Below are 15,123 nucleotides of genomic sequence, written 5' to 3'. Positions count from 1 at the left end.
ATTTCGTTTATAATATAAAGTAAGAATGTAGTAAAGAAAGGGGGATGTCGGAAAGTGGTATATTTAAACGACAAACTCAGCGAAACAAAAGTGTTTAAAGACCCAGTACATAAATATGTGCACGTGCGTGATCGTGTTATTTGGGATTTAATCGGAACGAAAGAATTTCAACGTTTGCGCCGTATTAAGCAGCTTGGAACGACATTTTTTACATTTCACGGTGCAGAGCATAGTCGCTTTACTCATTCGTTAGGTGTATACGAAATTATTCGTCGTATGATTGATGATGTGTTTGATGGCAGACCAAATTGGAATGCTGAAGATAGATTGTTATGTTTATGTGCGGCATTACTTCATGATGTCGGCCACGGCCCATTTTCTCACTCGTTTGAAAAAGTATTTTCATTAGATCATGAGAAATTTACGCAAAAGATTATTGTGGGCGATACGGAGATTAATGATGTATTAAGTCGTGTTGATAAGGAGTTTCCACAAAAGGTAGCAGATGTAATTGCAAAAACGTCTACTAATAAATTAGCGATTAGTATGATTTCAAGCCAAATTGATGCGGATCGTATGGATTATTTATTAAGAGATGCTTATTTCACAGGCGTAAAGTACGGAAACTTCGATATGGAACGTATATTACGTGTAATGCGTCCGTACGGGAATCAAGTAGTTATTAAAAATAGTGGTATGCATGCTGTTGAGCATTATATTATGAGTCGTTATCAAATGTACTGGCAAGTATATTTCCATCCGGTAACGCGAAGTGCTGAAGTTATTTTAACGAAGATTTTACACCGTGCTAAAGCATTGCATGAGAAGTATTATACATTTAAAAATCATCCGGTTCATTTCTATTCTTTATTTGAAGAAGAAGTAACAGTAGAGGATTATTTAAAGTTAGACGAGAACGTTATGTATTATTACTTCCAAGTATGGCAAGACGAAGAAGATCCAATTTTAAGCGATTTATGCCGACGTTTTATGAATCGAAATCTATTTAAATATGTAGAGTTTACAGATAAGCATGGCTTAGATAATTGGATGGAATTAAGTAGCTTATTTAAAAAAATTGGACTTGATCCGGAGTATTATTTAGTAGTTGATTCAACATCAGACTTACCGTACGACTTTTATCGTGCAGGAGAAGAAGAAGAACGTCTGCCAATCTTACTGCTTATGCCAAATGGAGAGCTTAGAGAGCTTTCACGTGAATCAGATATTGTTGAGGCGATTACAGGTAAGAAGAGAACGGATCAAAAATTATTCTATCCGCATGATTTAATCTATGAAGATGGAAGAAAAGGAAAATATAAAGAGAGAATTATCGAGTTGTTAGAAGGAAAAAAATAAGAAGCAGCTAATGGCTGCTTCTTATGAAAAAACTTGAAATTATTTGTCGCTTAAGCGTTTTCCGCCAACTGCATAATGGTTTTTAGACATTTCTTCGATGAAGACAACGATGTTTTCTTCAGGAGCACCAGTTGTTTCGCTTACTGCTGCTGTTACTTTCTCAGCAAGAGCTTTCTTTTGTTCCTCTGTGCGTCCTTCTAGCATTTTCACTGTTACGTATGGCATGTACAATCGCTCCTTTTATGTAAGTTACACTCTTATTATAGCGGATTATGGGGAAGAACAATCGAAAAAACAAATAATTTCTTTTTTTGACATATGGAAGAGGAGATGAAGTATGGATCAGTTATTTAGATATCCATTGCACGAAATTCCGTTGGTAGCAATGGCGATTATTATTGCATTATCCGTTCATGAATTTGCACATGCATATGTTGCATATAAATTTGGGGACGATACAGCAAAGAGACAAGGGCGTTTAACGTTATCGCCGATGGCTCATTTAGACCCTATCGGTTTGATTGCAGTATTAATTCTTGGATTCGGTTGGGCAAGACCGGTTCCTGTTAACCCATATAACTTTAAAAGACCGCGTCTTGCAGGCATATTAGTTTCAATTGCAGGGCCGATTAGTAACTTAATTTTAAGTGCAATTGGTTTAATTATTTTGTATAGCTTAGCAGTATTTGGAGTGTTAGATGCAGTTCCAGTTGCAGTAGCTGAAACATTAGGAAAGTTTTTTGAGCTCTTTATTATGTTAAATATTGTTTTACTTGTATTTAATTTATTACCGATCCCGCCACTTGATGGGTATCGTGTAGTGGAAGATTTAGCGCCAGCAAATATTCGCGCGAAAATGACACAGTATGAAAAATATGGAGCGATTGCGTTATTAATTCTCGTTATTACACCGCTTAGTAATTACACAATTCAACCTATTTTCCAGGTAGTTATTCCGCATGTATTAATGTTTTTACAAAGTATCATTGCGCCTATTTTTGGCCTTTTATAATTTTTAAGTGAGGAGGATTTTACATATGACAGAGAAAAAGAAAAAAATCGGTTTTAATATCGTGAAAAATGATTCAACAGATGGACATGGTGGATTTGGTGTTGGGGCATTAAGCCTAGAAAACATTTCACCTGTATTTGTTGATGTACTAGAGAAAACTGCATTCGTTGATATCGGTGCGATGCATGCGCGTAGTACAGTAGAAAAAGGTATTAAGTTTTTAACAAATAAAGATGAAGTTCCAAACGGAAAACCATTTTGGCTTGTTTGGGTAACGATTGAAAGAACTGCAACTGGTGCTTATTACGCAGGTGTAACAGCTTGTGAAATGACAGTAGACCGTGAAATTCGCCGCGGATATAAATCACTTCCAGAACACGTAAACAAAATGGATAAATCAATGAAGCGTCACATTATGGTTGAACATATGGATGAATCATCTAAAAAAGTACTTGGTACGTTCTTGAAAGAACATAATGAAGTGATTTGGAACGAATCTAGTGAAGAATTGCGCCGTGCATTATTAAGCGAATAAAAAATAGCTGACGGATGCCCGTCAGCTATTTTTATTACCAAGGAAGATATTTTTTCCACCAACTTGTTTTTTTCTTTTCTTCAGTCGTTTTTTCAAATTCTTCTTTATCATCGACGTGATCCATACAATATTCAGTCGGTTCGGTACCTTTAGCGAAGTACATTTTTACAGAAATAGGACAATTTTTTGTAGCAATTTTACCGTTCTCTGGGTTGATATTAATCGCTACGACGTCACCTGGTTGTTTAAATTCTTTTTTGGGCTGTCCTTCTAAGCCTTTCTCCATCGTATCAGTCCATATTTTCTTCGCATATCCTTGTTCTGCTACGTTTGAAATAGATTTAGGTTGGTCATATCCGACCCATACGCCTGTTACGATTTGCGGAGTAAATCCGATCATCCAACTATCCGTTTCAGTAGAACCAGATTTTCCGGCATATGTTCTTGATAATTTTGATAACATCGATTGGCCAGTTACAGCGGCATAACTGCTTAGTTTCTTATTAAACATACCAGTCATCATTTCTTGCATTACAAACGCTTTGCTCTTGTCGAGAACTTGTTTACTCTCTAAATGAGCATCATATAATATATTTCCTTCATGATCCATAATGCGGCGAATGAAAGTAGGTTTTACTTCTTTTCCACCGTTTGCGAACATGCTATAAGCGTTAACCATTTCAATTGGTTTTACTGGTGATGTACCGAGAGCTAGAGAAGGCACATCCTTTAATGCACTTGTAATTCCAAATTGTTTCGCTGTTTTTGCGAGTGCGTCATCTCCTAAAAACAAATTCGTTTTTACAGCATATATGTTATCAGAGACTGCGAGAGCTTGTGCCATCGTTACGAAATCATCTGCATAATAATCTTTATAGTTCTTCGGTTTATACTTTGAAACGCCGTCACCTAAAGTAAATACAGTATATTCGCTTTTTAAGCGCGTAGCAGGCGTGAATCCTCGTTCTAATGCCGCATAATATAGAAATGGCTTAAATGTAGAACCAGGCTGACGAATGGCTTGTGTAGTCCTGTTAAATTGACTCGTAGTATAATCAGTTCCGCCAACAAGAGCAGCCACTTCACCTGTCGTTGGATTCATAGAGACGAGAGCCGTTTGTATGTTTGTTGTGTCAGGTATATGATCTTTTACAGCCTGTTCTGCTACAGCTTGTAGTTTAGGGTCTAGCGTTGTATAAATTCGCAAGCCACCTCGTTGTAAAGCTTGTTCGTCTAATCCAACATCACGAAGAAGCGAAGCTTGTACAGCATCTTGGAAATATGGTGCGACTTCTGCTACTTTTTTCGTATCTAATGAGGCAAAAGTTAGTGGCTCTTTCTTCGCTAAGGCTGCTTGTTGCTTCGTAATATATCCTTGTTCTACCATTTCATCTAATATGAGAGCTTGTCGCCCTTTAGCACGATCTTCTTTCAAAAAGGGAGAATAGACACTTGGCCCTTTCGGGATACCTGCGAGCATACTAGCTTCTGCTAATGTTAAATCTTTTGCTGTTTTATCGAAATATAGACGGGACGCAGCTTCGATTCCATAAGCGCCATGTCCGTAATAAATTGTATTTAAATATCCTTCTAAAATATGATTTTTATTATAGTTTACTTCAAGGCGGACAGTGTACATTGCCTCTAATAATTTCCGTTTCCACGTTTTATCATGATCTAAATACAGATTACGCGCGTATTGTTGTGTAATTGTACTAGCTCCTTGTACCTTTGCCATCGCTTTTAAATCAGCAACAATTGCACCTGCAATCCGTTTCACATCGAAGCCGTGATGCTTATAAAATCTTTGATCTTCAATAGAAAGAGTCGCTTCTTTTACATAAGGTGAAATTTCATTAAGAGAGACATTGTAACGTTTTTGAATTTCGTTACTTTGTCCAATAACAGTATCATCGTTTGCGTAAAAGACGCTTGTTTGCGGGACCGCAACAGGAGGAGGTCCCATAATTTTTGCAACTATAATAATAACAAAAAAAGAAAAAACGAAGAAAAGGACGCAAGAAAACATTGCGGTGAAGAAAAGACGTTTATATTTTTTAAGTTTTGGATTCATAGTTTGATCCATCTTTTTTCAGCCCCTCATTAATACAAGCGTTATTGTATTAGTATTGAGGGTTTTCGTTTATTTTAAACAATGAAATTTCGAAAATAAAAAGCCCCTTCCATTAAGAAAGGAGCTCAAAGGCACGTGCTGGCCAATCGGTAATGATGACATCTACACCATAATCAATCATAGTTTGTAAATCTTTGTATTCGTTAATTGTATATGGACGGAAAACATATCCTTGCTCTTGTGCTAAATGCACAAATTCTTTCGTTAATAGCTGGAAGTTTGGATGTAACCCACTTGCTTTTCTCTGTTTTGCTTCGGCAATTGGATCAGCAATCGGTGTATCATATAAAATTGCTCTTGGGATTTCAGGAGCAATTTCTGCTAATAATGAAACAGAGTCATGGTTAAATGATGAAAATACAATTTGATTAGAAAGATGATATTCACGCACAAGTGCAACAGCTTTTTCCTCAATATTTGGGTAATGAATAACATCTGTCTTTAATTCAATATTTAGTTGTAAGTTCGTTGTGGAAAGCCAAATGAAAACCTCGCGCAACGTTGGGATTTTTGCTTCATGGAAAGAAGGGTCTTTATAGCTACCGGCGTCTAATGATTGTAGTTCCTCTACCGTTTTTTCCGAAACAAGTCCAACGCCAGTTGTTGTACGATCGACGGTTTCATCGTGAATTACGACAAGTTCACCATCTTTTGATAGATGGACATCGAGTTCAATTCCGTGAGCGCCAATGCGTTCAGCTTCTTGGAAGGCAATCATCGTATTTTCGGGATGTGTTCCTTTTACTCCGCGATGAGCGAAAATAAGTGGTTTACTCATGTGAAAATCTCCTTATTATCTCTTTTCTTTCATTATGAAACTGCTTTAGGAAAAATACAATTGAATATGACAAACATTTACAAAAGTCTAACAGTTGCACAAAAGTTAACGTTAACGTAAAATGTAATAATTGAGTGAAGGGAGGAATAAACATGTATAAAATTGATGAAGTAACAAAACAAGTTGGTTTAACAAAACGTACACTTCGTTATTATGAGGAAATTGGTTTAATTCATCCCCCGGAACGTAGTGAGGGGAATATTCGTCTGTATACGGATGAGGATATTGCGAGAATTAAAAGAATTGTAGAAGCGAAAGAAGTGCTAGGAATCACACTTCAAGAAATGCAACATTTCTTATCATTAAAAGAAAGAATGGAACAAAGAAGAAATAGCGAGAACCCTCGCGACCGCGAAGTGATTCAAGAAATTAAAGATATGCTTGAAAAACAAGTGCAAACGTTAGACGAAAAAATGGAGCAAATGCAACGTGTAAAGGCAGAACTTGAAGATAGTTTACATCGTGCAGTAACATTTTTAGAGAGTACAAAAGGAGAGTAATCAAAATGGAGAGCAAACAAAAACTAGGGAGATTGATTACAGTGGTAGCTACCTTTCTTGCCTTTTCGGGTATAGGGGTAGTTGACCCAATCTTGCCGATTATTGCTGAGAAAATTGGTGCAACGCATTGGCAAGTTGAAATGTTATTTACCGCTTATATTTTAACGATGGCAATCATGATGTTACCAGCCGGTATATTTGCATCGAGATTTGGTGATAAACGAATGATGACAATCGGTCTTGCGATTGTGACTGTATTTGCGTTTATATGCGGTATATCGCAAACGATTGCTCAATTATCTCTTTTCCGCGCTGGATGGGGATTAGGAAATGCGATGTTTTTTGCGACAGCAATGACGCTGTTAATAGCATTAAGTAAAGAAGTTCATGAAGCAGTAGGATTATACGAAGCAGCGATCGGTTTAGGTATGGCTGGGGGGCCGTTATTGGGTGGAATACTAGGTGGACATTCTTGGCGTTATCCGTTTTTCGCGACGAGTATTTTAATTTTCTTAGCATTTATTTTAGTATTCTTTTTTGTAAAAGAACCAGAGCGAAAAGTGAAGCGTAAGGCTGCTGGCGTGGGAGAATTACTTAACCTGGTGAAGTATAAACCATTTATGCAAGGTGCCATTTCAGGGATGCTATACTACTACGGATTTTTTGTCGTGTTAGCATATTCACCACTTATTATGCATTTATCAGCTATTCAATTAGGCTTTGTATTTTGCGGATGGGGATTAGCGTTAGCTTACGGTTCTGCAATTTTAGCACATAAGCTAGAAGGGAAATATGAACCAAAAACATTATTGAAGGGTAGTTTACTCGTATTTGCGATTTTCTTAATTGCACTATTCTTTGTGAAAATTATGTGGTTACAAATTACTCTTATCGTTTTATCAGGATTGGCATCTGGTTTAAACAATGCATTATATACAAGTTATGTAATGGATATTTCACCTTATGAAAGATCTGTTACGTCAGGTGTTTATAACTTTGTTCGTTGGTTAGGTGGTGCGATTGCTCCAATTTTATCAGGAGTTATCGGGCACACAGTTTCACCACAAAGCCCATTTTTAGTTGGGGGAATTGTCGTGTTAGTTGGTTGTATTATGATCCTAATTCCAATTCGTAAACCAGTAGAACTAGAGACAAAAACCCTTTCTTAAGAAAGGGTTTTCTTTATACACATATGTTAGAACCCTCTGACTAAAATATATTTTCGGTATTTTTGTACTTTTAACTATACTTTTTGGATGTTTTGTTTTATTTTTGTTAGGGGACATTAATGATGTCCTCATTATAAATTTGCATTGAAAGGCGTGATTGTACGATGGAACTATGGTTCACAGAGAAACAAACAAAACATTTTGGGATTACGGCGCGTATTAACCGCACATTACATACGGAGCAAACAGAATTCCAAAAACTTGATATGGTTGAAACGGAAGAGTTCGGAAACATGCTTATTTTAGATGGCATGGTTATGACAACAGAAAAGGACGAGTTCGTTTATCACGAAATGGTAGCGCACGTACCTTTATTTACACATCCAAACCCTGAGAACGTATTAGTTGTTGGCGGCGGCGATGGCGGTGTTATTCGCGAAGTGTTAAAACACCCAAGTGTAAAGAAAGCAACTCTTGTTGAAATTGATGGAAAAGTAATTGAGTACTCTAAACAATACTTACCATCAATCGCAGGCGCATTAGATAATGAGCGTGTAGAAGTAAAAGTAGGAGACGGTTTCCTACACATCGCAGAAAGCGAAAATGAATACGACGTAATTATGGTAGATTCTACTGAGCCAGTAGGACCAGCAGTAAACTTATTTACGAAAGGTTTCTACGCTGGAATCTCTAAAGCATTAAAAGAAGACGGTATTTTCGTTGCGCAAACGGACAACCCTTGGTTCACACCAGAGTTAATTACGACTGTGTTTAAAGATGTAAAAGAGATTTTCCCAATTACTCGTTTATACACAGCTAATATTCCAACATACCCAAGTGGTCTTTGGACGTTCACAATCGGATCTAAAAAACATGATCCACTAGAAGTAAGTGAAGAGCGTTTCCACGAAATCGAAACGAAATACTACACAAAAGAATTACACAACGCAGCATTCGCATTACCGAAATTTGTTGGCGATTTAATTAAGTAAGAAAATCGAATTTGAACAAATAAAGTGTGAGTAGCTCATTTAAGGTGTTTGTCCAGAAGACTTGAACATGCTAGCTACTTACACTTCTGTAGAGAAAATCGTCTTCTTGTTGTTAAAAAGAAGACCCCGGTAAATCGAGAAAGAGGAGCAATTCGCTCCAAATTTGAGAAATAGTGAAAGGTTGGGATACCTTAAGTTCCACATAAGGAGGAAAAGAATATGCGTTTTGATGAAGCTTATTCAGGTAAAGTATTTATTAAAAGTCATCCAAGTTTTGAAGAGTCAAAGGTAGTTATTTATGGGATGCCTATGGATTGGACAGTAAGTTACCGTCCAGGATCTCGTTTTGGCCCTGCACGTATTCGTGAAGTATCAATCGGTCTTGAAGAATATAGTCCGTATTTAGATCGTGAACTAGAAGAGGTAAAATATTTTGATGCGGGTGATATCCCATTACCATTCGGAAACGCACAACGCAGCTTAGACATGATTGAAGAGTATGTATCAAAACTTTTAGATGCCGATAAGTTTCCACTAGGTCTCGGCGGTGAGCACCTAGTGTCTTGGCCAATTTTTAAGGCAATGGCAAAAAAATATCCGGATTTAGCAATCATCCACATGGATGCTCATACTGATTTACGTGAATCGTATGAAGGGGAGCCTTTATCCCACTCTACACCAATTCGTAAAGTGTGTGATTTAATTGGTCCGGAAAACGTATATTCTTTCGGAATTCGTTCTGGAATGAAGGAAGAATTTGAATGGGCGAAAGAAGTAGGTATGAACTTATACAAATTTGACGTATTAGAACCGTTAAAAGAAGTATTACCGAAACTTGCAGGACGTCCAGTCTATGTCACAATCGACATTGATGTATTAGACCCAGCTCACGCTCCAGGAACAGGAACGTTAGAAGCTGGCGGTATCACATCTAAAGAATTATTAGATTCCATCGTAGCAATTGCAAATTCAAATATAAATGTAGTTGGAGCAGACTTAGTAGAAGTAGCTCCAGTCTACGACCATAGTGATCAAACACCAGTCGCAGCAAGCAAATTCGTGCGGGAAATGCTGCTAGGTTGGGTGAAATAAAAGTGAAGCCGACTGTTTAGACCCGGTGACTAAGGTTCTTTCCTGCAAAAGGTGCTTTTTACCTTTTGGCAGGGAAGGTTCTTAGACGCAAGGGTCTAGGAGGCGTAACTGGATAGAAGTAAAAGCAGAAGCGGCTCGCTCAGAATGTGAGGGGGATGGAGCTTCAGACGTAGAGGCGCTTTTTGCCTCGAAGGAAGAAGCGAAGCCACCGATCATTCTAGCCGCTGCAGCTGGACAAAAAAAGAGTTATTCTCATCATTTGAGAACAACTCTTTTTCTTATGCAACTTTCTCTTCCGAATTAATGCCGCGAATTTCATCGGCAGAGCGGATTGGATATTTGCGGAATACAATTGATCCAACGTAACCAACAATAGTGGTAACGATTCCGCATAGTACGGCAGCGAGCGTTACTTTTATAACGTCATTAAATCCGAATAGGACAAGAAGACCTGGAATTGGTGATGCTGTTCCTGGCGCATTATTAACGAGCTGGAATAGCGATGTAATAATACCGGCAAGTGCACCGCCAACGAAGTTTGTTGCATAAATTGGAATTGGATTTGCTGAAACAACATCGGCTTGTGTTAAAGGCTCGATCGCTACAGCGATTGTGTCTTTCTTTGAGCAAATTTTTAGTCGCTTAAAGAAAATAAAGTTCATCGGGGCTGAGGCTGCTACGGCAAGACTACCAATTGCCATTGGTAAACCTGTTAATCCAAGCATTGCAGTTAGTGCCATAGAACTCAGTGGAGAGGTAGAAATAACTGTTATTAATCCACCAAGCATAATACCCATAATGATAGGACTTTCTGTAGTTGCAACTGATATCATAGAACCGATTTTACCAAGTGTTGCGTTAACGAGCGGATCCATAAGCATTGCCATTCCACGTGAGATTGGTGCAGCGATAAATAGGATTGCCAAAAACTCTACACCAGCTGGTAATTTCTTTTCGAGAAATTTCACGACGAAGGCACAAACGTATCCAGCGAAAAATCCTGGTAAAATACCGAATCCACTAGTAGCGATACCAATTAAAACAGCGTATACGGGGGAAACGCCGATTGCTAATGCGACTAAAATCGCTGCTGCGACACCGCTCATACTACCAGAAGCTTCTCCTACTGATTGTAAAAAGTCATTATGAAACATTTCTCCACCTATATAACGGTGAAATGCTTCAATAAGAAAACTTGCGATTGCTGCATTAGCTAAAGCGCCCATCGCCTTCATTCCGTAAGGTGCACGGTAACTGAAAAGTGTAAATAGACAAAGTACAACAAGTAATAGTGCTAAACCTTGCAAGATAGCCATTTGAAAATTGTCTCCTTTGATTTTTGTAATAAAGTGAAACTTTAATCAGTGGGTGTTTTGTCCCTTCCCACTGATTATTAGTTGAACCAATCGGGCATTTACGGGCAGTTGTTTCCCACCGACTTTTCACGTATTCACCGCATTTGGGGGTGGGAGTCTTACTGCCCGTTAATGCGGGATAAAAATTCGTATCATTCAATAATAATATAAAAGTGTATGAAACGGAAAAATTTTTTCTTGGGAACTTGCTGTAAGAAAAAATCCCTTACAATAATGTAAGGAAAGTGTAAGACTTTTAGATAGAGTATAGTATGCTCTTTTCCGTATAATAAAAGTATAGATATAATACTAGTGAGAAAGAAGTGCAAACAGGAGGCGCATGTATGAAATTGGTAATTAAAGTTTTAGCTGTATTCGCCATCATTTTAGGGGGAACAGCGTATTATTTAAACACAAAAACAGAAGGTGTACATGCTTTTGTAGACAACTTCTTTTCAAATAAAGAAATACAAGATTATTATGCGGTTGTAGATAAAGGTGAGAAAAAAGACGGTGAGTATTTGTATACATTTAAAGGGTATACAGAGGACGGAAATCAACAAATTATTAAAAGAATGGTAAATCGTGAATTGCATGCAGGTGCTTTTATAAAAATTTATGCAAAAGGTATGCAAGGAAAAGGATGGGCTGAAATACCGAAAGAGTCAATCCCGCAAAAAGCATTGCAAAAAATAGAAAAACCATAAAAGGAGCGAATCGTTCGCTCCTTTTTTAGTGCGTTAAAATAGTGATAGATGTATTTTCTTTGTTAGAAATGATTTTGGCATGTCCACCAATTGGAAAAGTAAAAATTGGAGTTGTATGTCCAAAATTTGCATTTGCAATGATAGGAATATGTGCAAGTTCAGGTTTTGAAGAAATCATTTCTTGAATATCCGCTATCGTACATTCTGCTTCTTTTTGCATTCTTCCTATTACAATACCTGTTATATGTTCAAAATTAGGTTGCTGCATAAGGGAATGTAGATAGCGATCAAAAGTTTTAAGCGTCGATTTTCCTGTTAAACTGTCTTCTTCAAGGAATAAAATTTTGCCCTTTAAGTTTGGCATATATGGTGTGCCTTGTAGTAAATTAAGTGTGCTCACATTGCCACCGATAATTTCTCCTGTCACTTCCCCCTCTTGAATTGGAACATACCCTTCATTTTTAATAAATTCTCGATTTTCCTGATCCATATACCAAGAATCATCGCTCCAAGTTTCCGCCGGAATGATTTCAATAGGCTCATTAGTGGTTAAGCATTGTAAAAAGTAATCAGCCGTGTAATGGAGTCCTTTTTCCATTCCAAATGAAGAGAAGTGGGGACCTGAATATGTAACGAGACCCGTTTTTGCGTAAATTGCATTATTTAAGGCAGTAATATCAGAATAACCACAGAAAAATTTTGGGTTTTCACGAATTAAATCATAATTGAGATGTTTCAATAAACCATTCGAGTTGTATCCGCCAAGTGTAGTTAAAATAGCTTTTACATTAGGGTCTCTAAATGCTTCATGGAGGTCTTGGACGCGGGAAGAAATAGAAGAGGAAGCAAATCGATCTATCTCATCGGCATATTTTGAGAATGTCACTTGAAAGCCCATGTCAGTTAATCTTTTTATAGCAAGTTTTCTATTTTCATTTGAAACAATACTTAAACTACAGGATGGTGAAATCACGCGTATTTCATCACCCTTTTTTAACTTTGTTGGTATCACTGAATTCACCTCTAGAATTAAAAGAATATTTAGATTTAAAAAATATTTTATCACATGAAATAAAGTAGAAGTGAATTATTTTTTGAAATGGAGTTTTCCTGATTTTTCAGCAGACAGACAGCGTCTTTTTTTGATATGATAGGAAAAGTGATTTATTATAAGTAGTATTTAATATCTATAACATTTGAAAGGTGTGCAAGACGTGAAGAAACAACTTGCAGGCTTGCCGGTACACGTTCATTTCGTAACAGAAATCCGTGAAGGGGCGAGGAAGGAAACCGTTGCTTTTGAAGCAAATGGTCAATACTATGTAAAAGGTCAAGGTACATATGTAACATTCCAGGAGCCGAACGAACAAGGCGAAGTGAAAACAATTATTAAAATTCAAGATGAACAAGTTCTCATTATGCGTTCAGGTGCTATTTCTATGCGTCAGACGCATGTGAAAGGTGAATGGACAACGGGTACGTATACGAGTGAACTTGGTACGTTTGCACTGCAAACGAAAACTGATAACGTTCTTTTTAAATGGTCGGATGAAAAGAAAAAAGGACAACTCTTCTTAACGTACGCATTGCTTCTAAGTGAACAAGAAGCTGGCAGATATACAATTACAATTAATTTGAAGGAGGCAAAATAATGAATTCCTTAGAACAGGTAAAAGGATTGATTAAAGAAGAAATTCAAGCTGCTGTATTAAAGGCAGAATTAGCGACAGAAGAACAGATTCCAAACGTTGTATTAGAATCTCCAAAAGATAAAACAAATGGTGACTTCTCTACAAACATGGCAATGCAACTTGCACGCGTTGCGAAAAAAGCACCTCGTATGATTGCAGAAGAACTAGTTGCAAACTTCGATAAAGCAAAAGCTTCTATTGAAAAAATCGAAATCGCTGGTCCTGGTTTTATTAACTTCTATATGGATAATAGCTACTTAACAGATTTAATTCCAACAATCGTAAACGCTGGTGAAGCTTACGGTGAAACGAATACTGGTAAAGGTGAAAAAGTACAAGTTGAGTTCGTATCTGCGAATCCAACAGGTGACCTTCACTTAGGACATGCACGTGGTGCGGCAGTAGGTGACACTTTATGTAACGTATTAGCAAAAGCAGGATACGATGTATCTCGTGAGTACTATATTAATGATGCTGGTAACCAAATTCATAACTTAGCTCTTTCTGTTGAAGCTCGTTACATGCAAGCTTTAGGTTTAGAGAAAGAAATGCCAGAAGACGGTTACCATGGTGCGGATATCATTGGAATCGGTAAACGTTTAGCTGAAGAGTTTGGCGATCGTTACGCAAAAGCTGATGAAAAAGAAAGCTATGAATTCTACCGTGAATATGGTTTGAAATATGAGTTAGCAAAACTTCAAAAAGATTTAGAGAGCTTCCGTGTTAAATTTGATGTATGGTTCTCAGAAACATCATTATACAAAAACGGAAAAATTGATGCTGCACTTGCTGTATTAAAAGAGCGTGACGAAATCTTCGAAGAAGGCGGAGCAACTTGGTTCCGTTCAATGACTTACGGTGACGACAAAAACCGTGTATTAATTAAAAATGACGGTTCTTACACATACTTAACGCCAGATATTGCTTACCATCGCGATAAATTAGAGCGTGGTTTCGATAAGCTAATCAACATTTGGGGTGCTGACCACCACGGTTACATTCCTCGTATGAAAGCTGCTATTCAAGCGCTAGGTTACGATAAAGAAACACTTGAAGTAGAAATCATCCAAATGGTACAACTGTACCAAAATGGTGAAAAAATGAAAATGAGTAAGCGTACAGGTAAAGCAGTTACACTTCGTGAGCTTATGGAAGAAGTAGGCGTGGACGCAATGAGATACTTCTTCGCGATGCGTAGCGGTGATTCTCATTTAGACTTCGATATGGACTTAGCTGTATCAAAATCTAATGAAAACCCAGTATACTATGCACAATATGCTCATGCTCGTGTATGCAGTATCCTTCGTCAAGGTGAAGAGTTAGGATTAGCTGCAGATGGAGACGTGAATTACAAACTTGTTACTTCTGAGAAAGAAGTAGAGTTACTGAAAAAACTTGGTGAATTCCCAGCTGTAGTTGCGGATGCAGCACAAAAACGTCTGCCACACCGCATTACAAGCTATGCATTTGAATTAGCAGCAGCATTACACAGCTTCTACAATGCAGAAAAAGTATTGAACCAAGATAACTTAGAATTAAGTAAAGCTCGTTACGAGTTAATGAAAGCAGTACGCACTACACTTCAAAATGCATTAGCAATCGTAGGAGTATCTGCACCGGAAAAAATGTAATGAAGAAAAGCGGAGCCGACTGTTTAGTCCCGAAGCCACCGAGTATTCTAGCCACTGGAGCTGGACAATAAAGAAAAACGGAAGCGGACTTTCGTTTTTAAATAAAAG

At 37.6% G+C, this 15,123-nt stretch carries 15 protein-coding genes; 10 read left to right on the top strand and 5 right to left on the bottom strand.

Annotated elements, in window-relative coordinates; all coding sequences use genetic code 11:
- Positions 1 to 54 precede the first annotated feature (54 nt).
- Positions 55 to 1,359 (top strand): HD domain-containing protein, encoded by a 1,305-nt coding sequence (locus RT27_RS01180; protein WP_043935105.1) that lies wholly within the window; start codon positions 55 to 57, stop codon positions 1,357 to 1,359.
- Positions 1,360 to 1,398: 39 nt separating this feature from the next.
- On the opposite strand, the gene RT27_RS01175 is transcribed toward RT27_RS01180, so the two are convergent.
- Positions 1,399 to 1,584: a 2-hydroxymuconate tautomerase gene (locus tag RT27_RS01175; protein ID WP_001147171.1), complete on the bottom strand. Its 186-nt coding sequence runs from the start codon at positions 1,582 to 1,584 to the stop codon at positions 1,399 to 1,401.
- Between the two features lie 112 nt (positions 1,585 to 1,696).
- Here RT27_RS01175 and RT27_RS01170 point away from each other — a divergent pair, with 112 nt between their 5' ends.
- Together RT27_RS01170 and RT27_RS01165 are read left to right on the top strand one after the other, a co-directional pair.
- Positions 1,697 to 2,371, top strand: a complete 675-nt coding sequence (locus tag RT27_RS01170; RefSeq protein WP_000372443.1) for a site-2 protease family protein — start codon at positions 1,697 to 1,699, stop codon at positions 2,369 to 2,371.
- A gap of 25 nt (positions 2,372 to 2,396) precedes the next feature.
- Positions 2,397 to 2,906 carry a YwhD family protein gene (locus RT27_RS01165; RefSeq protein ID WP_043935104.1) on the top strand — a complete coding sequence of 170 codons (510 nt, stop codon included), beginning with the start codon at positions 2,397 to 2,399 and terminating at the stop codon, positions 2,904 to 2,906.
- 34 nt (positions 2,907 to 2,940) lie between these two features.
- On the opposite strand, the gene RT27_RS01160 is transcribed toward RT27_RS01165, so the two are convergent.
- Positions 2,941 to 4,992, bottom strand: coding sequence for a PBP1A family penicillin-binding protein (locus tag RT27_RS01160; protein ID WP_043935103.1), 2,052 nt, complete (start codon positions 4,990 to 4,992; stop codon positions 2,941 to 2,943).
- Positions 4,993 to 5,092: 100 nt separating this feature from the next.
- The gene (locus RT27_RS01155; RefSeq protein WP_043935102.1) at positions 5,093 to 5,818 is read right to left on the bottom strand and encodes a glycerophosphodiester phosphodiesterase; all 726 of its coding nucleotides are present in this window, start codon (positions 5,816 to 5,818) and stop codon (positions 5,093 to 5,095) included.
- Between the two features lie 152 nt (positions 5,819 to 5,970).
- Between RT27_RS01155 and RT27_RS01150 the strand changes: the two genes are divergently transcribed.
- The 4 genes from RT27_RS01150 (at position 5,971) to speB (ending at position 9,631) form a co-directional block, all read left to right on the top strand.
- Entirely contained in the window at positions 5,971 to 6,378 is a 408-nt protein-coding gene (locus tag RT27_RS01150; RefSeq protein WP_000276560.1) for a MerR family transcriptional regulator, read from the top strand.
- A 5-nt stretch (positions 6,379 to 6,383) separates the two neighbouring features.
- Complete coding sequence (locus RT27_RS01145) at positions 6,384 to 7,547, top strand: MFS transporter (RefSeq protein WP_000444236.1); 1,164 nt, start codon at positions 6,384 to 6,386, stop codon at positions 7,545 to 7,547.
- Positions 7,548 to 7,711: 164 nt separating this feature from the next.
- Positions 7,712 to 8,539 carry a polyamine aminopropyltransferase gene (gene speE / locus RT27_RS01140; RefSeq protein ID WP_000424696.1) on the top strand — a complete coding sequence of 276 codons (828 nt, stop codon included), beginning with the start codon at positions 7,712 to 7,714 and terminating at the stop codon, positions 8,537 to 8,539.
- A 219-nt stretch (positions 8,540 to 8,758) separates the two neighbouring features.
- Positions 8,759 to 9,631, top strand: coding sequence for an agmatinase (gene speB / locus RT27_RS01135; RefSeq protein ID WP_001209831.1), 873 nt, complete (start codon positions 8,759 to 8,761; stop codon positions 9,629 to 9,631).
- A 278-nt stretch (positions 9,632 to 9,909) separates the two neighbouring features.
- On the opposite strand, the gene RT27_RS01130 is transcribed toward speB, so the two are convergent.
- Positions 9,910 to 10,947, bottom strand: coding sequence for a PTS sugar transporter subunit IIC (locus tag RT27_RS01130; RefSeq protein WP_016079614.1), 1,038 nt, complete (start codon positions 10,945 to 10,947; stop codon positions 9,910 to 9,912).
- A gap of 383 nt (positions 10,948 to 11,330) precedes the next feature.
- On the opposite strand from RT27_RS01130, the gene RT27_RS01125 reads away from it, so the two are divergent.
- A complete protein-coding gene (locus RT27_RS01125; RefSeq protein WP_016079615.1) occupies positions 11,331 to 11,693 on the top strand; it encodes a YxeA family protein in 363 nt (120 codons plus the stop codon).
- Positions 11,694 to 11,718: 25 nt separating this feature from the next.
- Here RT27_RS01125 and RT27_RS01120 read toward each other — a convergent pair whose 3' ends face one another.
- Positions 11,719 to 12,705, bottom strand: a complete 987-nt coding sequence (locus tag RT27_RS01120) for a S66 peptidase family protein (RefSeq protein ID WP_043935101.1) — start codon at positions 12,703 to 12,705, stop codon at positions 11,719 to 11,721.
- Between the two features lie 202 nt (positions 12,706 to 12,907).
- Here RT27_RS01120 and RT27_RS01115 point away from each other — a divergent pair, with 202 nt between their 5' ends.
- Together RT27_RS01115 and argS are read left to right on the top strand one after the other, a co-directional pair.
- Positions 12,908 to 13,345: a DUF1934 domain-containing protein gene (locus RT27_RS01115; protein WP_000744343.1), complete on the top strand. Its 438-nt coding sequence runs from the start codon at positions 12,908 to 12,910 to the stop codon at positions 13,343 to 13,345.
- Positions 13,345 to 15,015, top strand: coding sequence for an arginine--tRNA ligase (argS, locus tag RT27_RS01110; RefSeq protein WP_001086464.1), 1,671 nt, complete (start codon positions 13,345 to 13,347; stop codon positions 15,013 to 15,015). Before RT27_RS01115 ends, argS begins: the two co-directional genes overlap by 1 nt.
- Positions 15,016 to 15,123 lie beyond the last annotated feature (108 nt).

Origin of the sequence: Bacillus sp. L_1B0_5 (assembly GCF_000836715.1) — a bacterium.
Taxonomy (GTDB): Bacteria; Bacillota; Bacilli; order Bacillales; family Bacillaceae_G; genus Bacillus_A; species Bacillus_A thuringiensis_S.
This window is presented reverse-complemented; position numbering and strand designations above follow the sequence as displayed.